The organism is Ralstonia mojiangensis, from assembly GCF_023955645.1.
Taxonomy (GTDB): domain Bacteria; phylum Pseudomonadota; class Gammaproteobacteria; order Burkholderiales; family Burkholderiaceae; genus Ralstonia; species Ralstonia mojiangensis.
In genome coordinates, this window is sequence record NZ_JAMXHU010000001.1 from 1,291,559 (window position 1) to 1,314,428 (window position 22,870).

Here is a 22,870-nt window from a genome sequence, read left to right on the forward strand (position 1 = left end):
CCTGATAGAATCGCCGGATTTTCCATCTTCCATTCACCTCCGGTCCAGCATGCTTGATTTCGTACGTACGCATCGGCGCTTGATGTTTCTGGTGCTGCTGATTCTGGTGTTCCCGTCGTTCGTGTTCTTCGGTGTGCAGAGTTATTCGAGCTTCATGGACAGCTCGCATGACGCCGCCAAGGTCGACGGCAAGGTCATCTCCACCAACGAAGTCGACGCGCGCGTGCGCGAGCAGACAGAGCGTCTGCGCCAGATGCTTGGAGCGCAATATGATCCGCGCCAGTTCGAAGGTCCGCAGATGCGCCGCGATGTGCTCGACGGCATCATCCAGCAACGCGTGTTGGCAAATGAGGTCGTGCATGCGAACCTGACCATCTCGAACGAGAAGATTCGCGACACGATCCTGCAGATTCCGGCCGTGGCAGCGCTGCGCAAGCCGGATGGCTCCTTCGACCAGGAAGCCTACGTGCGACTGCTTGCAGCGCAGAACATGACGCCCGAGCAGTTGGAAGGCAACCTGCGTTTTGAGCTGTCGCAGCAACAGATTCCGCAATCGATCGTCTCGTCGGCGTTCGTGCCGAAGTCGCTGGTGGACCGCCTCATCCAGGTACGCGATCAGCAACGTGAAGTTCAGGCGCTGCTGTTTAAGCCGGCCGACTACGCTGCGAAAGTCAACGTGGATGACAAGGCCATCCAGGCTTACTACGACGCGCACCAGCAGGAATTCTCTGTGCCGGAGCAAGTCAAGGCCGAGTATGTCGTGTTCTCGGGCGAAGACATGATGAAGCAGATTCCGGTCACGCCTGAGCAGATCAAGGAGTACTACGATCAGAACGCCGCGCGCTTCAAGACGCAGGAAGAACGCCGCGCCGCTCACATCCTGATCAAGCTGCCGGACAACGCCAAACCCGCCGACAAGGAAGCCGCCAAGAAGAAGGCTGAAGAATTGCTTGCCGAGGTGCGCAAGAACCCCGCGAGCTTTGCCGAGCTGGCCAAGAAGTACTCGGGCGATCCGGGTTCGGCCGCGCAGGGCGGCGAGTTGGGCTTCCTGGGCAAGGGCGCGACCGTGCCGCCGTTCGAGAGCGCGCTGTTTGCCCTCAAGCAGCCGGGCGACATCAGTGACGTGGTCCAAAGCGATTTCGGTTTCCACATCATCAAGCTGGAAGAAGTGAAGGGCGGTGGCGTGCAGCCGTTGGAGGCCGTCAAGCCGGAGCTTGAACGCGAACTGCGTACGCAACTCGCCAACAAGAAGTATTCGGAGCTGGCTGACGCGTTCTCCAACACGGTGGAAGACCAGTCCGACAGCCTGAAGCCGGTCGCAGACAAGCTCAAGCTGCAGATTCAGACGGCCGACAACGTGACCCGCACGCCGAGCCCGGCGCAGTCCGGCAGCCCGATCGGCAATGACAAGGTGCTCAAGGCGCTGTTTGCTGACGACGTGATCAAGAACCACCGCAATACGGCTGCCATCCAGGTGGGGCCGACCACGCTGGTTGCGGCGCGTGCGGCGGAGTATCGTCCGGCCACGGTCAAGAAGCTGGCCGACGTGCGTGAGCAGGTCAAGGCCAAGGTGATCGCCGAGCAAGCGGCTGCGCTGGCCAAGAAGGCTGGCGAAGAGAAACTGGCCGCAGTGAAGCAGAGCAACAGCGCCGATGGCTTCAGCGCAGCACAGACGGTCTCGCGCCAGCAGGCACAGGGCACATCGCCCGCTGCACTGACGGCAATCTTGCGTGCTGATGCGACCAAGCTTCCGGTCACCATCGGCGTGGACCTCGGTGCCCAGGGCTACGCGCTGTATCGCATCAACAAGGTGCTGCCGCCAGCCAATGTGGATGAGGCGCGCCGTGCCGCCGATGCGCAGCAACTGGCTCAGGCCGCTGGCCAGACCGAGTTCAACGCTTACTACGAAGCACTGAAGGCGCGCTCGAAGGTGAAGATCAACAGCAGCGTGATTGACGCCAGCAAACCTGCCAATACGGCAGAGGACTGATACGGCGCGCTGCAGGTAGCCTGACGAAAAAGCCCCCTCTATAACGAGGGGGCTTTTTCTTTGCGTACTTTTTTGAGGGGGGGCTAGTCCAGTGACTTGCCGATGCGTGCGAGGCGCGGCATATACAAGTGGTCCGGATCGAACGACAGTGCCATGTGGGAAGCGCGGGCGATCAGGTTCTTGCGCGGTACGAGGCCGAAGTAGCGGGAGTCTCGGCTGTTGTCGCGGTTGTCGCCCAGCATGAGGTAGTGGTCTTGAGGGACGGTGATGGGGCCGAAGCTGCGCAACGCTTGCACTTCCGGCAAGACCATCACGGTGTGCTCGCGGCCGGGCAGCGCTTCGGACCAGAGTTCGTGTGGCAGCGTCGCTGTCGCTTGGGGCAACGCTCCCGGTGCGACGTCCGGCAATGGGGTATAGGCGATGCGCTGGTGATTGATGTAGAGCGCTTCGCCGCGCATTTCAACGACATCGCCAGGTAGACCGATCAGCCGCTTGACGAGTTTCGTGCCATCTTCCGGCGAGGAAAAGACAACGACATCACCACGTCGAGGTTCGCTGCCGCGCTTGAGCCAGATGGTGGTGGCCGGCACACGCACACCGTAAGCCAGCCGGTTCATCAAGATGTAGTCGCCCTCGATGAGGGTAGGGTTCATTGATCCGCTGGGCACGACTGACCAGTCGGCAATGCAGGCGCGGAAGGCAAAGAGCAACGACATGCCGACCAGGAACCGCTTGTTGTCGCGCGCTGCACGCAGCCCGTTTGCCAGAAGCTTCATGGTGTCCGCCTGTGTGAGATGTGGCCGCGCCCGACTTAAGAATCCGATGCGCTGATGGCGCAAGGCGGTGCGGCAGAACAGTCATCTTCCGACCCGGGCTTTGAGAAGAGGTTCCAGTTTGGGCCACACGCTATCGAGCATCGTCGGCTGCGCCGCGGCAATGGGGTGGATGCGGTCTTCCTGGAACCAGTCTGGCCGCTGCGCAACGCCTTCGAGCAGGAATGGCACCAGCGGCAGCTTGTACTGCTGCGCCAGCTTGCCGAACATGGCGAAGAAGCGCTCGCTGTAATCCGGGCCGTAGTTGGGCGGGATGCGCATGCCCACCAGCAGCACCTTCGCGCCTGCGGCTTGCGATGCTTCGATCATGGCCTTCATGTTGGCTTCGCTGGAAGCGAGCGAGAGGCCGCGCAGCGCATCGTTGCCACCCAGTTCTAGAATCACGACAGAGGGCTTTTCGCGTGCCAGCACGGCGGGCAGGCGTGAGCGCCCGCCGGCCGTGGTGTCGCCGCTGATGCTTGCATTGGCGACGCTATAATCGGGCTTCCGTTCTTTGAGGCGCTTGTCGAGCAACGCGACCCAGCCTGTGCCTTGCGCAAGGCCGTATCCCGCCGACAGGCTGTCACCCAGCACCACCACGCGATGCGATGCCGGCGCGCCTTGTGCTGCAGCCGTCTGCGCGAGTGGCAGCATGCCGAACACTGTGCAGCCAAGCGCTGCTACAAGTGACTTCACGCTGCGTCTTCTACTACCTACCAGTCCAATCATGTCGTCTTCCGCTACCTGGGTGATTGAAGTCGATTCGCTGCACAAGACTGTGCGCGATGCCACCGGTGAGTTGCCTATTCTGAGCGATGTTGCCTTCCGTGTGGAAAGGGGCGAGACACTGGCGATTGTTGGCGCTTCCGGCTCGGGCAAATCGACGCTGCTTGGGTTGCTCGCAGGCCTGGACTTGCCGACGTCGGGTTCGGTCAAGCTGCTGGGCAACGACCTGTTCAAGTTGGATGAGGATGGCCGTGCGGGCGTGCGCGGCAGTCACGTGGGCTTTGTCTTCCAATCCTTTCAGCTGCTGCCCCATCTGACGGCGCTTGAGAACGTGATGCTGCCGCTCGAGTTGCAGGGCGATATCAGCACCGCCGAGATGCGTCGTCGTGCCACGGTTCTGCTGGAGCGCGTCGGCCTGGGCGCGCGGCTGTCGCACTATCCGAAGACGCTGTCCGGTGGCGAGCAGCAGCGCGTGGCCCTGGCACGCGCGTTTGTGACCGAACCCGACATTCTCTTTGCCGACGAGCCGACCGGCAGTCTCGATACCGCCACGGGCGAGGCCGTTATTGCGTTGATGTTTGAACTCAACCGCAGTGCCGGCTCCACGCTGGTGCTGGTGACGCACGACCGCTCCGTTGCAGCGCGTTGCAGCCGCATTCTCACCATCGAAGCCGGGCACCTTGTCGGCGACGAGACCGTCACCGAACTCTGAACGTTTGCGTCAGAGTGCGGCTTTGGCGCGGCGGATCAGCGCCGCCGTCGAGGCATCATGCGCCACAGAGGCGGGCGCGCCTTCCAGCTCTGCCTGGATCGGCTTGGCGAGTTTCTTGCCGAGCTCCACGCCCCACTGATCGAACGAGTTGATGTTCCAGACCGCGCCCTGCACGAAGGTGCGGTGCTCGGCGCAGGCGATGAGCGCGCCGAATGACGCGGCGTCGAGCCGCTCCATCAGGATGGTCGTGCTTGGGCGATTGCCTTCGAACACCATATGCGGCACCAACGCTTCGTCGGTGATGCCGCCCGCGCGGACCTCATCGGCGGTGCGGCCGAGCAGGAGCGCCTCGCCCTGCGCGAAGCAATTGGCGAGCAGTTTGGCGTGGTGGCCGGGCAGGCTGCGCACTGGCTCGAGCGTGGTGATGAAATCCACCGGCACGATCTGCGAGCCTTGGTGGATCAGCTGGAAATACGCATGCTGCCCGTTGGTCCCAGCCGTGCCCCAGACGATGGGGCCGGTGTCGGTATCGATGGCTGCGCCGGTGCGCTGGACGGATTTGCCGTTGCTCTCCATCTCCAGCTGTTGCATGAAGTCCGTCAGCAGCTCCAGTGGCGCACAGTAAGGCACGGTACAGGCACTCGCCGCGTCGAAAAAGCCGCGATACCAGACCGACAACATCCCGAGAATCAGCGGCAAATTTTGGCGCGGCGCGGCCGTGGCGAAGTGGCGGTCCATCGCGCGTGCGCCGTCGAGCATCGCTTCAAATTGCTGCGGCCCGATCGCCAGCACGATCGACAGGCCCACTGCCGACCAGAGCGAGAACCGTCCGCCAACCCAATCCCAGAACGTGAACATGTTGTCCGGGTCGATGCCGAACTGGACGACAGCCTCGCGGTTGGTGGAGACGGCGACAAAGTGGTGCTTGAGCTGGTCTTCCCCCACACCATGCTCGACAAACCAGCGGCGCATGCTGTGCGCGTTGGCCATCGTCTCGAGCGTGGTGAACGTCTTCGAACAGACGATGGCGAGCGTGGTGTCCGGATTCAGATGGTCCAGCGTTTCGGCCAAGTCCGTGCCGTCGACGTTGGAGACAAAATGCACGCGCACCTGCGGCACGGCAAGGTGGTCGAGCGCGCGGCACACCATGCGCGGGCCGAGGTCCGAACCACCAATGCCGATGTTGACGATGTCCGTGATGCGCTGGCCGGAATGGCCCGTCCATGCGCCGCTATGCACGCGGTTTGCGAAGTCACGCATCTGCGCCCGAACGCGCAGCACTTCGGGCATGACGGGTTCGCCGTCGGCACGATAGTCGTCTTCCGCTTGTCCGCGCAGGGCCATGTGGAGGACGGAGCGGTGCTCGGTGTTGTTGATGCGGTCGCCGCGCAGCATGGCGTCGCGCAGCGTGAGCACGCCGGCCTCGTCGGCCAGTTGCAGCAGCAGGGCGAGCGTGTCGGAGGTGATGCGGTTTTTTGAGTAGTCGACCGTCAGGCCAGCCGCTTCCAGCGTGAAGGCGCGTACCCGTTCCTCGGCGTCCGGCGCAGCAAACCAGTCGCGCATATGTGTCGCGCGAATCGATTCAGCATGTTGCGTCAGGGACTGCCAGGCGGGTAGGGCTGTGGGCATACGGCGTGATGTGACGTGAGGTTGGTGCGGGAAAGCGAATGCGCAGTATAACGGCGCTGTATGACGGCTTTCTATCGGCGAACGTCCGACGCCAGCAGGGCGTTGAGCGCACGTCGTGCCGGCGCGCATAGCTCGCTTGCGTGCAAGCCGATGGGGCCGACGCCCGCTTGGACGAGATCGTCAGCGGCGCGACCGTGCAGCCACACGGCCGCGAGTGCGGCTTCGCGCGCACCCATGCCTTGCGCAAGCAATGCGCCGATCATGCCGGTCAACACATCGCCCGTACCACCAGTTGCGAGGCCGCCGTTGCCGGTTGGGTTGATGGCCGGCGAGAAGCCCGGCGCCGCGATGAGCGTGCCCGAGCCTTTGAGCACGACCACCGCACCTGTCCGATTGACGAGCGCCTTGGCGGCGGCCAGCCGATCGTGCTGCACGGCGTGCGCATCGGTATGCAACAGGCGCGCGGCTTCCAGCGGATGCGGTGTCAGTACCAGCGGGACACCGCTTCCGGCCAGTTGTGTGAGGCGCGCGAGCAGGGCCGGCGTTTTCGCAAACAGGTTGAGTGCATCGGCATCGAACACGGCCGGCGTGCGCGCGGAGAGCATGCGATCCAGGAGATGTTCGAGCGCAGCTTCTGACTCTTTGCCGGTGCCCATGCCCGGGCCCACGGCGAGCGCCTGCATGCCGCCCAGATCGAGGGCGCCCCAGGTGTGCAGCATCAATTCAGGTTGCGCGGGGTCGACACGCGGTGCATCGGTGGCAAGCGAGACCACGTGCACCTTGCCAGCGCCTAGATAGAGCGCACCGCGCGCCGACAGCAGCGGCGCTCCGACCATACCGGCCGCCCCTCCCACGATTGCCGCACTGCCGTATGTGCCTTTGTGGCCGTTATGCCGGCGGCGCGGCACGTGCGCGAGCCAGCGTGACGGTGTGTTGACGAACGCGTCCGCTTCGATCACGCCGTCATAAGCGGTCTGCACGGCTTGCAGGTCGGCCAGCGCAATGTCGCCGGAGGTGTCGCGGCCATCCCCCGTCAGCAAGCCCTGCTTGACGGCGAGAAAGGTGATGGTGGCGCGCGCCTGGATAACGGGCGAATCTGGGGCGGGCGGCTGCCCCGTATCGCCGTTCAACCCCGAGGGAATGTCCAGTGCGTACACCGGCAGGCCGCTGGCGTTGATGGTGTCGACCAGCGCCGCATGCAATCCCGTCAGCGGCCGCGCAAGTCCAATACCAAAGAGGCCATCGACGATGGCGGCGGTGGCCGCCGGTACTGAAGCCGTCGCGTGCAGACGTTCGATGGGGACATTGGCGGCACAAGCCTCCGTCCAGGCTCGGCGCGCATCGTCGGGCAGTTTGGCTGGATCTGCGGCAAGCCACACCGTGACGGCACGCCCCGCCAGATGTAGCACCGTCGCCGCCACGAGCGCATCGCCGCCGTTGTTGCCTGGGCCGGCAACGAGCAGCACGTGCCCATGTGGCGTGCGTGTCTGCAGCCAATCGGCGGCAGCTTCGCCCGCGCGCGCCATCAGGGTGAAGGGTTCGAGAGTTCGATACGCAGCCGTTTCCAATGCGCGGATGCCGGCCGTGCCGAAGAGCAGGTCGGCGCCGGTGTGTGCGGCCAGGGCACCGTTGATCAGGATTTCGCGCCAGGCAGGGTGTGAGGACATGGCAACTACGCTTTCCACTGTGCAGACATGACGATCTATTCTCTTACAATAGCCCGCGTTTCCGGTCCTTTCCCAGCCCGTTGCAATGTCCAAATCGCCGACCACCCCGAAAGCTGATCTGCCGCAATCCGCAGCCAATGAAGACGCAGGCAAGGGCGGGCCGATCGTGTCTTCGTCGCACCTGGTGTCGGCGCGCAGCCCGGAACTGTCGGAATTCGAGTTTGCGCTCAACACCGCCTACAACGCCTACAACCGCTGGTGCGTGCGCTGCATGGCAGCCGCCGGTGTGCGCGACCTGACCTTCCTCGATGTGCTGGTGGTGCACCACGTCAACCACCGCGGCCGCGCCAAGCGCCTGGCCGACATCTGCTTCGTGCTGAACGTGGAAGACACCCACCTGGTCACGTATTCCCTCAAGAAACTGCAAGGGATGGACCTGGTGGAAGGCACGCGCAACGGCAAGGAAGTTACCTACACCACCACCGAAGCCGGCGAAAAGGCCTGCGCCCGCTACCGCGAGATCCGCGAGCAGTGCCTGACCAGCAATATTTCGCCCAGCGGCGAGGAAAATGCCGAGATTGGCGAGTTGGCGCGCCTGCTGCGAGTGCTGACGGGCCTGTACGAGCAGGCAGCACGGTCCGCCACGTCGCTGTAAAACGGGCGTTTGCAGTCGGTTGCAGCCGAGGCAGCGCCATTTTCGGCCGATTTGAGGGTCGGTAACATCGGCAGGGCAAGGTACAATAGCGGTTTTCCCGCGCACGCCGGGAAACCCCTCCTTCCAGCTACTGCCTGCCTTGCCCACCATGGCGCATTTCTCGTGCTTTCCCGGCGCTCTCGCGCTGTCCGCCTTCCGCCAGCAACGCCTGCTTTCCACCCTCAAGCGCATCGATCCGGACATCGATGCCGTCAGTGCCCAATACCTGCATTTCGTGGCCGCCGACACGCCGCTGTCGGCCGATGAATCGGCCCGTGTGCAAGCGCTGCTGACCTACGGTTCACCCGCTCCGGCCGATGTCGAGGGCGACCGCTTTGTGGTCATCCCGCGCTTCGGCACGATTTCGCCGTGGGCCAGCAAGGCGACCGAAATCGCCCGCCACTGCGCGCTGCCGCAAATCCATCGCATCGAGCGCGGCGTGGAATTCACCGTCACGTGCAAGAAGGGCCTCATCCGCAGCCTGACCGGTGCTGCCAAGCACCTGGACGACGCCACCCGCGCCGCCGTCGCTGAGCACCTGCACGACCGCATGACCGAAACCGTCATCGACTCGCGCGAAGCCGGCTACGGTCTGTTCGACGTGTTGCCCGCCAAGGCGTTGCGCTTTGTCGATATCGCCGGTGGCCAGGATGCTGGTCGTCGTGCCTTGGAAGCCGCCAACGTCGAGATGGGCCTGGCCCTGTCCGACGATGAAATCGACTACCTGGTCGACGCCTACCGCAAGCTCGAACGCAACCCGACCGACGTCGAGCTGATGATGTTCGCGCAGGCCAATAGCGAACACTGCCGCCACAAGATCTTCAACGCCGACTGGACCATCGACGGCGAGACGCAAGACAAGTCGCTCTTCGCGATGATCCGCAACACGCACCAGCTCGCGCCGCAGGGCACGATCGTCGCGTATTCGGACAACGCTGCCGTGATGGAAGGCGGCATGGCCGAGCGCTGGTTCGCGCATGCGGGCACCGAGGGCGACACAGGCGTGCCGCAATATGGCCGCCGCGAAGCCCTCACGCACACGCTGATGAAGGTGGAGACGCACAATCACCCGACGGCCATTTCGCCGTTCCCGGGGGCGTCCACTGGCGCGGGCGGTGAAATCCGCGACGAGGGCGCGACGGGCCGCGGCGCCAAGCCCAAGGCTGGCCTGACAGGTTTTACCGTGTCGAACCTGCTGCTGCCGGAAGCCGTGCAATCGTGGGAAAACGCGCGCGATACCGCGCAGCCCGTGGCGCACCGCAATCCGAATGAAGCTGCACCCGGCCCCGTCGGCAAACCGGACCGCATCGCCTCGCCGCTGCAGATCATGATCGAAGGCCCGATCGGCGGCGCCGCCTTCAACAACGAATTCGGCCGGCCCAACCTCGGCGGCTACTTCCGCGTCTACGAGCAGAACGTCGGCGGCACCGTGCGCGGCTATCACAAGCCGATCATGATTGCCGGCGGCATCGGCAATATCGACGCCGGCCACACGCACAAGCACGGCCTGCCGGCCGGTACGCTGCTGATCCAGCTCGGCGGCCCCGGCATGCGCATCGGCATGGGCGGCGGCGCTGCCAGCTCGATGGCCACCGGCACCAATACCGCTGATCTGGACTTCGATTCCGTCCAGCGCGGCAATCCCGAAATGCAGCGTCGCGCGCAGGAAGTCATCAACGCGTGCTGGGCGCTGGGCGAAGACAACCCGATCCTGTCGATCCACGACGTGGGCGCGGGCGGCATTTCCAACGCCTTCCCTGAAATCGTCGACGGCGCCGAAAAGGGCGCGCGCTTCGACCTGCGCCAGGTGCATCTGGAGGAATCCGGTCTCAGCCCGGCGGAAATCTGGTGCAACGAGTCGCAAGAGCGCTACACGCTGGCGATTGCCCCCGGCGATTTCCCGCGCTTCCAGGCCATGTGCGAGCGCGAGCGCGCGCCGTTTTCGGTGGTCGGGTTCGCCACGGATGAACAGCAACTGCAAGTCGTCGACGGCGACACTGCACCCGACGTCGCCGAGCACTTCCCCGTCAACATGCCGATGGACGTGCTGCTCGGCAAGCCGCCGCGCATGCACCGTGACGTGCACCGCGTCGCGCAGGAGTTCCCGGAAGTCGATGTCACCGGCCTGGATCTGGAAGTCGTTGCGCGCGACGTGTTGCGCCACCCGACCGTTGCCAGCAAGTCGTTCCTCATCACCATTGGCGACCGCACCGTTGGCGGCCTGAACACGCGCGACCAGATGGTCGGCCCGTGGCAGGTGCCAGTGGCCGACGTGGCCGTCACCACGCTGGACTACAAAGGCTACGCCGGCGAGGCGATGACCATGGGCGAGCGCACGCCGCTGGCCGTCATCAACGCACCCGCGTCGGGTCGCATGGCCATCGGCGAATCCATCACGAACATCGCCGCCGCGCCGATCGACTCGCTCACGCAACTGAAGCTGTCGGCCAACTGGATGGCCGCCTGCGGCGTGAACGGTGAAGACGCCCGCTTGTACGACACCGTCAAGGCCGTCGGCATGGAGCTGTGCCCGTCGCTGGGCATCAGCATTCCGGTGGGCAAGGACTCGTTGTCGATGCGCACCAAGTGGGAAGACGAAGGCGCAGCAAAGGAAGTCGTCGCGCCGGTCTCGCTCATCGTCTCGGCCTTTGCGCCGGTGACGGACGTGCGCAAGACGCTCACGCCGCAGCTCAAGCAAGTTGAATCGACCAACGCGCCGGCAGACACCACGCTGATCCTGATCGACCTGGGCCGCGGCAAGAACCGCATGGGCGGCAGCATTCTGGCGCAGGTCACGGAGCAGGTCGGCAACAGCGTGCCCGACGTGGACGACGCCGAAGACCTCAAGCGCTTCTTTGCGGCCATCCAGCAACTGAATGCCGGCGGCTCGCTGCTCGCCTATCACGACCGCTCGGACGGCGGCCTGTGGGCGACCGTCTGCGAAATGGCGTTTGCGGGCCACTGCGGTGTGTCGATCAACGTCGACATGCTCACGCTGGACGACGCAGCCGACCATGGCGACGCCAAGAACTGGGCGCAGCAAGTCTCCGGCCGCCGTGCCGACCTGACGCTGCGTGCGCTGTTTGCCGAAGAACTCGGTGCCGTCATCCAGGTGCCGCTGGCGCAGCGCGACGCTGTGTTCGCGGTGCTGCGCGAGCACGGCCTGGCCGGCTGCAGCCACGTGATCGGCGCGCCCAACGCCAATGACCACATCGAAATCTGGCGCGATGCCAAGAAGGTGTTCAGCGCGTCGCGCATCGAACTGCAGCGCACCTGGACGGACGTCTCCTGGCGTATCGCCAGCCTGCGCGACAACCCCGAGTGCACGCAGAGCGAATACGACCGCATCCTCGACGCTGAAGACCCGGGCATCTCGCCCAAGCTCACGTTTGATATTGCGGAAGACGTGGCCGCGCCGTTCATCGCCACGGGCGCTCGCCCGCGCATGGCCATCCTGCGCGAGCAGGGCGTGAACTCGCAGATCGAAATGGCCTACGCGATGGACAAGGCCGGCTTCGACACTTACGACGTCCACATGAGCGATCTGCTGGCAGGCCGCACCACGCTCGCCGGCTTCAAGGGGTTCGTTGCCTGCGGCGGCTTCAGCTACGGCGACGTGCTGGGCGCGGGTGAAGGCTGGGCGAAGACGATCCTCTTCAACAGCATGCTGGCCGAGCAGTTTGCGGCGTTCTTCAACCGCGCCGATTCGATCGCGCTGGGCGTGTGCAACGGTTGCCAGATGATGGCGAACCTTGCACCGATCATCCCGGGCGCCGGCGCATGGCCCAAGTTCACGCGCAACCAGTCGGAGCAATACGAAGGCCGTCTGGTGACCGTGCAGGTCGAAGCGTCTCCGTCGATTTTCTACGCGGGCATGGAAGGCAGCCGCATTCCCATCGTCGTTGCGCACGGCGAAGGCTATGCCGACTTCTCGCAGCAGGGCGACATCGGCAAGGTGGCCGTTGGCCTGCGCTACGTCGACAACCGCGGCGAAGTCACGCAGACGTATCCGCTCAACCCGAACGGCTCGCCGCAGGGCATTGCTTCGGTGACGACGCATGATGGCCGTTTCACCGCCCTGATGCCGCATCCGGAACGCGTGTTCCGCGCCGTGCAAATGAGCTGGCATCCGAAGGAGTGGGAAGCCGCTGGCGACGGCAGCAGCCCGTGGATGCGGATGTTCCGCAACGCTCGGAAGTGGATGGCGTAAGCAGTCCGCTGCGCAGCAAAAAGAAACGCGCCGGGGCGACTCGGTGCGTTTTTTTTTCGCTTTCCCTCGGCGTGACAGGCCTGCACAGCCACCAAGCAACCCTGACCGATAGCCCGGGCAATATTTCCCAGGCAAGTGTTATATTTCGCGCGCATGCGCCCCGGCCCATGAGCCGAAAACGCAGTACCCACCGCCGGCGCGCCAGAGAACGACAACACAAAAAACGGGTCACCCGCGCCACGGTCTTGCCTCTCAAAGGCCAGCGCTCGACCCATGGATCTATGCAACGAGGGGATCGACATGAACCGGGTCTATCGGCTGGTCTGGAGCCGCTGCCTGCGCGCTCCGCAAGTGGTGTCCGAATGTACAAAGGCGTCGCACGGGGGCGTTGACGCCGGCAACGACACGACACATGCGCGTCGGCGAGCATCCATCATTTCAATCAGCGTATCGCTTGGGCTGGCCGGTGCGGCGCTCCCAGGCTGGGCCGCGACCTGCTCGCCCAGCACGATCGCAAACTGCAGCGCGGCCGGCGGCGCCGGCATCCCGAACCGCAGCGGCAATGGGGGCAGCGGCAACGGCGGTGGCGGCGGTTCGTCCGGGCTGGGCAACGGTGGCGCAACCGTGCAGATTCCTGGCGGTGCAACGTCAGGTGGGACTGGCGGCACCGGGGCCCTGAACGACAGCAACCAAAACGGCCCCGGCGGAGCGCCGGCAGTGGTGCTCGCTGGCGATGCGGTGGTCAATACGAACGTACAGGGCGGGTCGGGCCAAGCGTTCGACGGATTCAATTTCGCTGGCGGTGCCGGTGGCGGCGGCGCCGGCGTGTACTCCACGGGCACCAGCCTCACGGTCAACAACGGGATGACCGTGCAGGGCGGCGCCGGCGGAAATGGCGGTGCCGGCACATCGGGGCCGGCCTCTAACGGCGGCGGTGGCGGCGGTGGCGGCGCTGCCTTGGCGATGGTGACGCCGGCTGCCGACGTGAACAACCAAGGCACGCTGGTCGGGGGTAATGGCGGTAACGGAGGGGGCGGCGGAAACCCGGGCGGCGGCGGTGGCGGCGGCGATGGGCTGCTGACCTTGGGTTCCGGCACTCAGGTGACCAACATCGGGACGATCGTGGGCGGTGTAGGCGGCGCCGCCGGTGGCGGCGGCAGCACGGCCGGTACCAGTGGCGCGGGCGTCAATCTGGCTGCCGGGTTCAACGTCCTCACCAACGTCGGCACGATTACCGGAGGTGCGGGCAACGGCGGTGCCGCGGGCTTGGGTGTCATTGCCAATGGCGCGGTCATCGTCAATGGCGGCACCATCAGCGGCGGGTTGTTCAGCGACGGCGTAACGCGGGCGGCTGCCATCCAGTTCAACGGGACGAACAACACGCTGCAACTCGTTACGGGTTCCAACATCGTCGGCAACCTCGATGTGGCAGCGGGGGCGGCGGCCAAGATCACGGCTGGCAGTGCAGGCCTCTCGCTGTCGAACAACGTCACGCTGGGCGACGCCACGTCGCGTGTCACGCTCGATTCGACCACGACGAACCTCGTGGTGTCAGGCGTGATATCGGGCGCGGGCAGCGTGGACGTCACCGGCAGTCGAACGATCACGCTGACGGGCGACAACACGTACACGGGCGCGACCACCATCACCACCGGCACGCTGCAGATCGGCAACGGCGGCACCACGGGCTCGGTGGCGGGCAATATCGTCAACAACGGCACACTGGCCTTCAACCGCGGCGATGCGATGACGTACGCCGGCACCATCAGCGGCACGGGCAATCTGGTGCAGTCAGGGTCTGGCACGCTGACCATCTCCGGCACGGCGGGCTATGCCGGCAGTACCACCATCAACGCGGGCACGCTCGCGTTGTCGGGCGCCGGCAACATTGCCGCTTCGAGCGGCGTGGTGAACAACGGCACCTTCGATATCTCTGGGACGACCTCGGGCGCCACCATCAACGCATTGACGGGCACGGGCGCTGTCGCCCTGGGTGGCCAGACCCTTACGCTGGCCAACGCAGCCGGCACGTTCAGCGGCGTCATCGGCGGCGCAGGCGGGCTCACTGTGGCGGGTGGCACGCAAACGCTGTCGAGCACAAACGTCTTTACCGGTGCAACGACCATCAACGCGGGCACGCTGGCGCTATCGGGTGCAGGCAGCATTGCAACCTCCGGTGGGGTGGTCAACAACGGCACGTTTGATATTTCTGGGACGACCTCCGGCGCCACCATCAGCACCCTGACAGGCACGGGCGCCGTCGCCCTGGGTGGCCAGACGCTGACATTGGCGAATGCGGCCGGGACGTTCAGCGGTGCAATCGGCGGTACGGGCGGCCTCACTGTCAGCGGTGGCACGCAAACGCTGTCGGGCGCGAACGGCTTTACCGGCGCAACCACCATCAACGCCGGCACGCTCGCGTTGTCGGGCGCCGGCAGCATTTCGGCGTCCTCGGGCGTGCTCAACAACGGCACGTTCGATATCTCCGGGACGACCTCCGGCGCCACCATCAACGCACTGGCAGGCTCGGGCGTGGTGGCTCTGGGCAGCCGGACGCTCAACTTGGCGAATGCCTCCGGCACGTTCAGCGGCGCCATCGGTGGTACGGGCGGCCTCACGCTGGATGGCGGCACGCAAACGCTGTCCGGCGTGAACACCTATAGCGGGGCAACGACCATCAACGCTGGCACGCTGGCGTTGACGGGCGCCGGCCGCCTGGCTTCGGCTACGAGCGTCACGCTCACGGGAGCCAGTTCGACACTCGATCTGTCCGCAGGGGCCAACCAGACGGTCACGCATCTCTCCGGCGTCGCTGGTAGTCGCGTGGTGCTGAACGGCAGCGCGCTGACGCTGGCTGACGACTCGTCCCAAACCTTCACGGGCAGCCTGAGCGGCAATGGGTCGTTGATCAAGCAGGGCACGGGCACGCTCACGCTCAACGGCGTCAGCAGCGGCTTCTCGGGGTCGACCACGGTAGCGGGCGGCACCCTGGCGGTTGGCGATGCGGCAAACGCCAGTGCGGTGCTGGGCGGCAATGTCTTGGTGAACGCGCTGGGCACGCTGCGCGGCCACGGCACGGTTTCGGGCGACGTGAGCAGCAGCGGTGTGGTCGCGCCGGGCGGCTCCATCGGCACGCTCTCGGTGGGCGGCAACTACACGCAAGGTTCGAGCGGGACGCTCGCCATCGAGGTTAGCCCGACGGAGGCTTCGCAACTGCGCGTGGGCGGTGCCGCGGCGCTCGGCGGGTCGCTGGCCATCGTGTTCGATCCTGGCACCTATACCGCCCGCCGCTACACCGTGCTGAGCGCCGGCAGCGGCGTGACGGGCCGCTTTGCAAACGTCAGCACGGCAACGGCAGGCGCCAACCTCGGTACGTTGCAGACCTCGGTGGACTACGGAACGAATGCGGTCGATCTGCTCCTCGCAGAAGCGACGACACCCGGCACCCCAGGGAGCCCGACCGTGGTGGCGCCGACCAAGACCTCCATCTACACGGCGCTTGGCACGACGGCGCTACTGCAGGCGCAAGGCGCTAACGCCGCGCTGCTCGGCCGGGTGTCCGGGCCGCAAGACGCGCTTGGCGGCTCCAACAACGTATGGGCTACGGCCAGCGGTTCCAGCACGAAGGTGGGCGGCACAGCCAGCGCGCCGGGCTTCCTCACGCATGCCTACGGGTTCCTCGCAGGAGCGGAGGGCCGCCTTGGGGCAGCCACCCTCGGCGCGGCGGGCGGCTACACGCACACTACGCTCGGCGAAGACACCACCGGCGCGTCGGGCGGTATCGACACGCTGCGTGTGGCGCTTTACGGGGCGCAACCGATGGGTGCCGTCAACCTGTCGGCCACGGTGGGCTACGGGCTTGATTTCTTCTCGCAGAAGCGGCCGTTCGGCAGCGTGGGTACGGCCGAAGGCAATCATCTGGCGCATGAATTCACTGCCGCCACGCAAGTCAGCCTGCCGATGGAAGCGGGCGGCATCCGGCTCTCTCCACATGTGGGCCTCCGATATGCGTACGTACGCGGCAGCGGTTTCGGCGAGGACGGTGCCAACGGCCAGAACCTGCAAGTCGGCCCGGACAGCGCACGCAGTCTCCAGCCGTATATGGGCGTCACGCTCGACAAGGCCTTCGGCGATGTGCGGCCGGTCAACGTGCAGCTTCGCGTGGGCTACGCTCACGAGCTGATGAACGCCGGCCGCGTGGTCCAGGTCCAGAGCCAGGACGGCACCGTGTTCGCGGCCCCCGGCACCGACCTGCCGCGTTCGTTCCTGACAACCGGGGCGAGCATCACGCTCCAGGCAGCCAAGGCAACCACGGTGTCCCTGGGCGTGGATGCCACCATCAACACGAGCCACGTGTCTGCGCAGTCTGCGTACGTGCGGGTCAATCACAAGTTCTGACGGAGCAGGGCGTGCCGATGCGCACGCTGCGCTGATCGACGAATAACGCGCCGGGGCAACTCGGCGCGTTTTTTTTCTTTTGCGTGCTGAGCCAGGCGTGTTGGGCATGTTGACTTGCATCAATGGCAAGAATGGCATGGCGTCTAGATTCCGTAGAGAGGGGCTGTAGCAGAGCGCGGGACGCATCCACGGAGACGCACATGAACACGATACGCACACTCGCTTCCACGCTCGTCGTGGCGGGCCTGACGGTAACTGCGCAGGGCATCCAGGCGCAGACGCTGGAAAAGATCGCTGCGGCAGACAAGATCACGGTGGGTTATCGCGAAGCGGCGGTTCCGTTCAGCTACTTGCTGGCCCCGAACAAGGCGGTCGGGTTTTCCGTCGACCTGACGCAAGCCATCGTCGACGATGTGCGTGCCCGGCTGAAGAAGCCGTCTCTGCAGGTCGACGCGATTCCCGTTACCGGCACGAATCGGATTCCGTTGCTCGTCAACGGCACCTACGACCTCGAATGCGGATCGACGACCAACACCAGCGCGCGCGGCAAGGAGGTGGCCTTCTCCGTCAACTTCTTCTACGCAGGAACGCGCCTGTTGACCAAGCGCGATTCGGGCATCAAGAACTACACGGACTTGGCGAACAAGACCGTCGCCAGCACAGCCGGCAGCACGAACGAAAAGGTGCTCAAGAAATTTGCCGTCGACCACAACATCGACGTCCAGATCATCGCCGGCAAGGACTATGCAGACGGGCTGAAGCTGGTCGAAACTGGCCGTGCATCGGCATTGGCGCTCGATGACGTGCTGCTGTATGGCCTGCGCGCCAACTCCGCGAATCCGGCGGCGCTCGAAGTCGTGGCGGAAACCCTGCAGGTCGAGCCGTATGCCTGCATGGTCCGCAAGGACGACCCCGCCTTCAAGCGGCTCGTCGATGCCACCATCAAACGCCTCATGAAATCCGGCGAGTTCACCGCGCTATACAAGAAATGGTTCGAGTCGCCCATCCCGCCGGCCGGTGCAAACCTCGACATGCCGATGAGCGATGCGCTGCGCGCCAATCTGAAAAAGCGCAGCGATAAGCCGGCGCTATGAGCGCACTCGCTATCGACCAAACTGTTCGATGACACCACGCCACAGCGCCTCGCGCTCTGCGCCCAGGTGCGCGCCGCTCGCATCGCCGGCCGCGTCCTGGCCCACTGCAAGATGGACCATGGTGAGCCTGGATTGCGGGTCCACGTAGATTGCCTGTCCGTGGATGCCGAGCAGCACGAACCGCCGCGCTTGTCCTGGCAGAAGCCAGACCTGGAAGCCGTAACCGTAGTAGCGGCTGCCGTGATACGTCATCTGCCCCGGGCGAAACGCGTCGGGCTGGTGCGATGCGTCGGTCATGTCGAGCAGGAACGCGCGCGGCACGACTTGCTGGCCTTGCACCACGCCATCGTTGGCCAGCATGGACCCGAGGCGCGCGTAGTCCCGCGCCGTCGCATTGAAGCCGCCTTGTGCAAACGCCGATCCGTCGGATTGGCGCACGAGGTAGGTCGCCTTGCCCTCGGCGCCCATCGGCTTCCATAGCTTGTTGTCAACGAAGTCGCACAGGCTGCGGTGCGTCGCCGCCCGCAGCACGAGCGCCAACACTTCGGTTTGCGCGCCTGCATAGTTGAAGCGCGTGCCCGGTGCGTCGGTGCGCTCGTTGACTTGGGCCGCTGCCGCGAGCACGCCTTGTTTGGCTGCCGTCTTGAGGAAGCGTGCCCGGTCGTCGGTCGGGGTGTAGTCCTCGACGTACTTCGCACCGGAGGCCATGCGCAGCAGATCGACGATGCGCGTTCCACCGTACAGCGTGCCTGCGAGCTCGGGCACGTATTGGTCCACACGGTCATCCAGCGAGCGCAGGCTTCCGTCCTCCAGCGCCTTGCCGATTGCCAGTGCAACCAGCGTCTTGGCCATCGAGTTGGACAGCATGCGCATGTCTTGCGTGCGGTCGTAGCCGTAATGCTCAGCCAGGATGATGCCGTCCTGAACGATCAGCACAGCGGTCGCGCGCTGATGCTCCATGTAGTCGGCCAGCGTGTAGTCATGGTTGCGGAAGCGATACCGGACATCCGCCTCTTTTTCTGCGATCTTGAGCTGCACCGGTTTGTCGGCCGGCGCCAGTTCGCAAGACGGCGAGATGCGGTCCATGCCGCTGAAGGCCCCCACGATGTACGGCGCCTCGTGGATGCGCGCCGCGCTTGGCGCAAGCGGATAGCCTTGCGCCTTGCCGAGTCGATCTTCATCGGGAGAGGCGACGGCGACGCTGCAAGCGAGCAGCGCGAACGTTGCGCAATGTCTGAGAGCTTTCATGACCGGGGCAGGGGTGAAGTTGCTGGCGGCGGCAAGCCGTGAGACTACACCGGCCGCATGGCGCAGCGCCTACGAATTCGATGCCAGTGGTTCCAGATACGGCCCCAGCAACTCGCTCATCCAGTTCATAAAGACCTGTACCCGAACCGGCAGGTTTCGCCGGTTCGGATACACCAGCGACACCGGCATCGGCGGTGGCCGAAAATCGGGCATCACCTCGACGAGCGTGCCGTCCGCAATCGCGGACGACAGCCCCGCGTACACCGGTGCCTGGATCATCCCCAGCCCCGCGCGGCACGCAGCGTCGTAGCTCTCGGCCGAGCTGACCGTCACCGCGCCTTTCATCGGCCGGAACGCGGAGCGGCCATCCACGGTGTATTCCCACCCGGGCGACTTCGTTCCAAGCGTCTGCACGTAATGCACGATGCGATGGTGGTCGAGGTCGTCGAGCGTTTTCGGCATGCCATAGCGCGCGATGTAACTGGGGCTGGCGCAGTTGACCTGATGCAACTGGCCGAGCGGGCGTGCGATGAGGCTGCTGTCGGTCAGGGTGCCGATGCGCAGAACGCAGTCGAAACCTTCGCGCACTGGGTCGACGCGGCGGTCGGTGCTGGAGAGTTCGATTTCCAGCTCGGGGTGCGCATCGAGCAGCGCGGGCAGGGCGGGGATGACGATGCGGCGCGCGACCCCGACGGGCATGTCGACGCGCAACCGGCCGCGCAGCGCCTGCGGGCTCTGGCGGAACATCGTCTGCAGCTCGTCCATGTCGGCCAGCAGGTCCTGGCAGCGCTCGTAAAAGGTCTGGCCGTCTTGCGTGAGCTGTACCTTGCGGGTGGTCCGGTGCAGCAGCCGCGTGCCGAGCATCGTTTCCAACTGCTGCACCGCCACCGAGGCGGCCGGCTTGGGAATGCTCAGCGCTTCTGCCGCACGCGTGAAGCTGGCAAGTTCAGCCACGCGCACAAAAATCTGCATGGCTTCGAGTCGGTTGGTGGACATAGCGGGCGGATGGATTGTTATTTGTGGGCAAACACAGCGATAGGATAAGCGAGATTTATTCTTTATTTATCGCCCAATACCATGCTCTCACGGTGTTCGACACCCATCCCAAACCCAACCGGAGAGCAAACATGATGCAGACCCACACCCCCATCGCGATCGTCACCGGCGGCAGCCGCGGCCTTGGCAAGAACATGGTGCAGAAGCTGGCCCAGCGCGGCACCGACGTCATCTTTACGTACCGCAGCAACCGTGCTGAAGCCGATGCCCTCGTCGCGGAACTGACTGCCCAGGGCCGCCGCGTCGCCGCCTTGCAGCTCGACGCCGGCAAGATCGCCACGTTCCCCGCCTTTGCTGATGCCGTGCGCGGTGTGCTGGCGCAGTGGAAGGCCGAGCGCTTCGACTTCCTGGTCAACAACGCTGGCGTTGGCGTGCATGCCGCAGTGGCTGAAACCACCGAAGCCCAGTTCGACGAACTGATGAACGTGCACTTCAAAGGCGTGTTCTTCCTCACGCAGATCCTGCTGCCGCTCATGGCGGACGGTGGACGCATCGTGAATATCTCGTCGGGGCTGGCGCGCTTTGCGCTGCCGGGCTACGGCACGTATGCGGCGATGAAGGGCGCGGTGGAGGTGCTGACGCGCTATCTGGCGAAGGAACTCGGGCCGCGCGGCATTGCCGTGAACGTGGTGGCGCCGGGCGCAATCGAGACGGACTTTGGCGGCGGTGCAGTGCGCGACAACGCCAATCTGAATGCGATGGTGGCTTCCAATACGGCGCTGGGGCGCGCTGGTGTGCCGGACGACATCGGCGGCGTGGTGGCCTCGCTGCTGTCGCCGGATAACCGCTGGATCAACGCCCAGCGCATTGAGGCATCGGGCGGGATGTTCCTGTAAGCGGCGCGCCTCCCCGCGCATGGGGTTCAGAACGCCAACTGTGGAGTTCTGAACCCCATTCGTCGAGCTCCGAGCTCCATGCGTCGAGCTCTGAGCTCCATTCGCCGAGCTCCGAGCTCCATTCGCCGAGCTCCGAGCTCCATTCGCCGAGCTCCGAGCTCCATTCGCCGAGCTCCGAGCTTCATTCGCCGAGCTCCGAGCTTCATTCGCCGAGCTCCGAGCTCCATTCGTCGAGCTCTGAGCTCCGTCCGTCGAGCTCTGAGCTCCATCCGTCGAGCTCTGAGCTCGGGGCGCCGCGCAAAAAGCTCCGCGTGTTGAGTTCGGAATTGGGAGCTTGGGGGCTTGATGCTTGACGCGGCGGTTCATCGCCTGTTTCACCCCCTGCCGGGGGCGACTCACTTTCTTTGTCTTGCCAAAGAAAGTAAGCAAAGAAAGGCGCGCCCGAGATGGCGACTTCCCCTTGGATTTTTGTAACCGGGCGGAGACGGGGAAAACTCGCTGCGCTCAGACAGTTCCCCGTCTTTTTTCCGTCCGCTTACAAAAATCCAAGGCGCCATCAAGGGCAGGAAAGTCAAAGGCCACACCGACGGTGTGCCGGCCTAGGTGGCACTTATTTTTGCTGTTGTTGCTCGCTTTGCTTCGCGTTGTGTTGCTGGTTTCTGCTGCGCTGGTGCTTGATGGTTTGGCCTTTCCCTGCCCTATGCGGCGCCTTGAATTTCTGTTGCAAGGAGGAAAAAGGAAGGGAAACTGTTTGAGCGCAGCGAGTTTTTCCCTTCCCCTCCTTGCGACATAAATTCAAGGAATCTTTCGCCGCATCGGGCGCGCCTTTCTTTGCTTACTTTCTTTGGCAAGACAAAGAAAGTGAGTCAGCCCCGGCAGGGGATGAAACAAGGGATGGACCGCAAGAAACAACCCAACCCAAAAGCCCAAACAACCAAACCCAAAAACCTTTACGCCACCGCCTTAGCCGCAGCCCGCCCCCGCAACCACTCAAACGTCAGCAGCAGACACGTCGAGAACACAATCAAGATCGTCGCCAGCGCCGCAATCGTCGGCGAGATGTTCTCGCGAATACCCGTGAACATCTGACGCGGCAGCGTGACCTGATCCGCCCCCGCCAGGAAGAGCGTCACCACCACCTCATCAAACGACGTAGCAAAGGCAAACAGCGCCCCCGAAATCACGCCCGGTGCAATGACGGGCAGGGTGATGCGGAAGAACGTCATGACCGGGTTGGCACCCAGCGACAGGCTCGCCCGCACGAGGTTGTGATTGAAGCCCTGCAGCGTCGCCAGCACCGTCGTCACCACAAACGGCACCCCCAGCGCCGCATGCGCGAGGATCAGCCCGATATACGTGTTGGCCAGGCCCAGCGGCGCGAAGAACAGGTACATGCCCACGCCTACGACCACCACGGGCACGATCATCGGGGACACCAGCACGGCCATGAGCAGGCCCTTGCCGCGGAAGTCCGCCTTGTTCAGCCCGATGGCGGCCAGCGTGCCCAGCACCGTTGCCACGATCGTGGCTGCAGGCGCAACGATGAAGCTGTTCTTGGCGGCCATACGCCATTCATCCGACGTGACGAGGTTCTGATACCAGCGCAGCGAGTAGCTCGGAATTGGGTACGAGAGGAACGTGCTCGACGAGAACGACAGCGGCACGATCACCAGCACCGGCAGCACGAGGTACAGCAGCGTCAGCACGGCCAGGCCGCGCAGCGAGAAGTACCAGATGCGTTCAATGAGCGAGGTGTGCGGGGCAAACATCGGTTTGGCGAGTTTCATGGTCGATGTTC

At 64.6% G+C, this 22,870-nt stretch carries 14 protein-coding genes; 7 read left to right on the plus strand and 7 right to left on the minus strand.

The annotated features are described in order from the left end of the window. Positions 1 to 49: 49 nt before the first annotated feature. Positions 50 to 1,990 (plus strand): SurA N-terminal domain-containing protein, encoded by a 1,941-nt coding sequence (locus NG898_RS06290; RefSeq protein WP_252691528.1) that lies wholly within the window; start codon positions 50 to 52, stop codon positions 1,988 to 1,990. Between the two features lie 83 nt (positions 1,991 to 2,073). On the opposite strand, the gene lepB is transcribed toward NG898_RS06290, so the two are convergent. Together lepB and NG898_RS06300 are read right to left on the minus strand one after the other, a co-directional pair. Beyond that, a complete protein-coding gene (gene lepB / locus NG898_RS06295; protein WP_252691529.1) occupies positions 2,074 to 2,766 on the minus strand; it encodes a signal peptidase I in 693 nt (230 codons plus the stop codon). An 81-nt stretch (positions 2,767 to 2,847) separates the two neighbouring features. Beyond that, the gene (locus NG898_RS06300) at positions 2,848 to 3,456 is read right to left on the minus strand and encodes an arylesterase (protein WP_289812985.1); all 609 of its coding nucleotides are present in this window, start codon (positions 3,454 to 3,456) and stop codon (positions 2,848 to 2,850) included. Positions 3,457 to 3,529: 73 nt separating this feature from the next. Between NG898_RS06300 and NG898_RS06305 the strand changes: the two genes are divergently transcribed. After that, positions 3,530 to 4,240, plus strand: a complete 711-nt coding sequence (locus tag NG898_RS06305) for an ABC transporter ATP-binding protein (RefSeq protein ID WP_252691531.1) — start codon at positions 3,530 to 3,532, stop codon at positions 4,238 to 4,240. A 9-nt stretch (positions 4,241 to 4,249) separates the two neighbouring features. Here NG898_RS06305 and pgi read toward each other — a convergent pair whose 3' ends face one another. Both pgi and NG898_RS06315 read right to left on the minus strand, forming a co-directional pair. Beyond that, positions 4,250 to 5,869 carry a glucose-6-phosphate isomerase gene (gene pgi, locus NG898_RS06310; protein ID WP_252691532.1) on the minus strand — a complete coding sequence of 540 codons (1,620 nt, stop codon included), beginning with the start codon at positions 5,867 to 5,869 and terminating at the stop codon, positions 4,250 to 4,252. 71 nt (positions 5,870 to 5,940) lie between these two features. Next, positions 5,941 to 7,536 (minus strand): NAD(P)H-hydrate dehydratase, encoded by a 1,596-nt coding sequence (locus NG898_RS06315; protein WP_252691533.1) that lies wholly within the window; start codon positions 7,534 to 7,536, stop codon positions 5,941 to 5,943. An 85-nt stretch (positions 7,537 to 7,621) separates the two neighbouring features. Between NG898_RS06315 and NG898_RS06320 the strand changes: the two genes are divergently transcribed. The 4 genes from NG898_RS06320 to NG898_RS06335 all read left to right on the plus strand — a co-directional run bounded on the left by NG898_RS06320 (position 7,622) and on the right by NG898_RS06335 (position 17,932). Next, positions 7,622 to 8,191, plus strand: coding sequence for a winged helix DNA-binding protein (locus NG898_RS06320; RefSeq protein WP_004626997.1), 570 nt, complete (start codon positions 7,622 to 7,624; stop codon positions 8,189 to 8,191). A gap of 148 nt (positions 8,192 to 8,339) precedes the next feature. Beyond that, positions 8,340 to 12,440 carry a phosphoribosylformylglycinamidine synthase gene (purL, locus tag NG898_RS06325; RefSeq protein ID WP_252691534.1) on the plus strand — a complete coding sequence of 1,367 codons (4,101 nt, stop codon included), beginning with the start codon at positions 8,340 to 8,342 and terminating at the stop codon, positions 12,438 to 12,440. A gap of 300 nt (positions 12,441 to 12,740) precedes the next feature. Further along, positions 12,741 to 16,838, plus strand: coding sequence for an autotransporter domain-containing protein (locus tag NG898_RS06330; RefSeq protein ID WP_252691535.1), 4,098 nt, complete (start codon positions 12,741 to 12,743; stop codon positions 16,836 to 16,838). Between the two features lie 200 nt (positions 16,839 to 17,038). Beyond that, positions 17,039 to 17,932: a transporter substrate-binding domain-containing protein gene (locus NG898_RS06335; protein WP_252691536.1), complete on the plus strand. Its 894-nt coding sequence runs from the start codon at positions 17,039 to 17,041 to the stop codon at positions 17,930 to 17,932. A 9-nt stretch (positions 17,933 to 17,941) separates the two neighbouring features. Here the strand turns inward: NG898_RS06335 and NG898_RS06340 are convergent, their stop codons facing one another. Then, positions 17,942 to 19,180 carry a serine hydrolase domain-containing protein gene (locus tag NG898_RS06340; protein ID WP_252691537.1) on the minus strand — a complete coding sequence of 413 codons (1,239 nt, stop codon included), beginning with the start codon at positions 19,178 to 19,180 and terminating at the stop codon, positions 17,942 to 17,944. 69 nt (positions 19,181 to 19,249) lie between these two features. Beyond that, complete coding sequence (locus NG898_RS06345; RefSeq protein WP_252691538.1) at positions 19,250 to 20,176, minus strand: LysR family transcriptional regulator; 927 nt, start codon at positions 20,174 to 20,176, stop codon at positions 19,250 to 19,252. A 131-nt stretch (positions 20,177 to 20,307) separates the two neighbouring features. Between NG898_RS06345 and NG898_RS06350 the strand changes: the two genes are divergently transcribed. Continuing rightward, positions 20,308 to 21,072, plus strand: a complete 765-nt coding sequence (locus NG898_RS06350; RefSeq protein ID WP_252691539.1) for an SDR family NAD(P)-dependent oxidoreductase — start codon at positions 20,308 to 20,310, stop codon at positions 21,070 to 21,072. 950 nt (positions 21,073 to 22,022) lie between these two features. Here the strand turns inward: NG898_RS06350 and NG898_RS06355 are convergent. After that, positions 22,023 to 22,859 carry an ABC transporter permease gene (locus tag NG898_RS06355; RefSeq protein WP_252691540.1) on the minus strand — a complete coding sequence of 279 codons (837 nt, stop codon included), beginning with the start codon at positions 22,857 to 22,859 and terminating at the stop codon, positions 22,023 to 22,025. Positions 22,860 to 22,870: the final 11 nt, after the last annotated feature.

Coding starts and splice junctions, on each gene's coding strand:
- NG898_RS06290 (WP_252691528.1), top strand. CDS start 50: ATGCTTGATTTCGTACGTACGCATCGGCGCTTGATGTTTCTGGTGCTG.
- NG898_RS06350 (WP_252691539.1), top strand. CDS start 20,308: ATGATGCAGACCCACACCCCCATCGCGATCGTCACCGGCGGCAGCCGC.
- NG898_RS06305 (WP_252691531.1), top strand. CDS start 3,530: ATGTCGTCTTCCGCTACCTGGGTGATTGAAGTCGATTCGCTGCACAAG.
- NG898_RS06335 (WP_252691536.1), top strand. CDS start 17,039: ATGAACACGATACGCACACTCGCTTCCACGCTCGTCGTGGCGGGCCTG.
- NG898_RS06315 (WP_252691533.1), bottom strand. CDS start 7,536: ATGTCCTCACACCCTGCCTGGCGCGAAATCCTGATCAACGGTGCCCTG.
- NG898_RS06300 (WP_289812985.1), bottom strand. CDS start 3,456: ATGCTGCCACTCGCGCAGACGGCTGCAGCACAAGGCGCGCCGGCATCG.
- NG898_RS06355 (WP_252691540.1), bottom strand. CDS start 22,859: ATGAAACTCGCCAAACCGATGTTTGCCCCGCACACCTCGCTCATTGAA.
- NG898_RS06345 (WP_252691538.1), bottom strand. CDS start 20,176: ATGTCCACCAACCGACTCGAAGCCATGCAGATTTTTGTGCGCGTGGCT.
- NG898_RS06320 (WP_004626997.1), top strand. CDS start 7,622: ATGTCCAAATCGCCGACCACCCCGAAAGCTGATCTGCCGCAATCCGCA.
- NG898_RS06330 (WP_252691535.1), top strand. CDS start 12,741: ATGAACCGGGTCTATCGGCTGGTCTGGAGCCGCTGCCTGCGCGCTCCG.
- lepB (WP_252691529.1), bottom strand. CDS start 2,766: ATGAAGCTTCTGGCAAACGGGCTGCGTGCAGCGCGCGACAACAAGCGG.
- pgi (WP_252691532.1), bottom strand. CDS start 5,869: ATGCCCACAGCCCTACCCGCCTGGCAGTCCCTGACGCAACATGCTGAA.
- purL (WP_252691534.1), top strand. CDS start 8,340: ATGGCGCATTTCTCGTGCTTTCCCGGCGCTCTCGCGCTGTCCGCCTTC.
- NG898_RS06340 (WP_252691537.1), bottom strand. CDS start 19,180: ATGAAAGCTCTCAGACATTGCGCAACGTTCGCGCTGCTCGCTTGCAGC.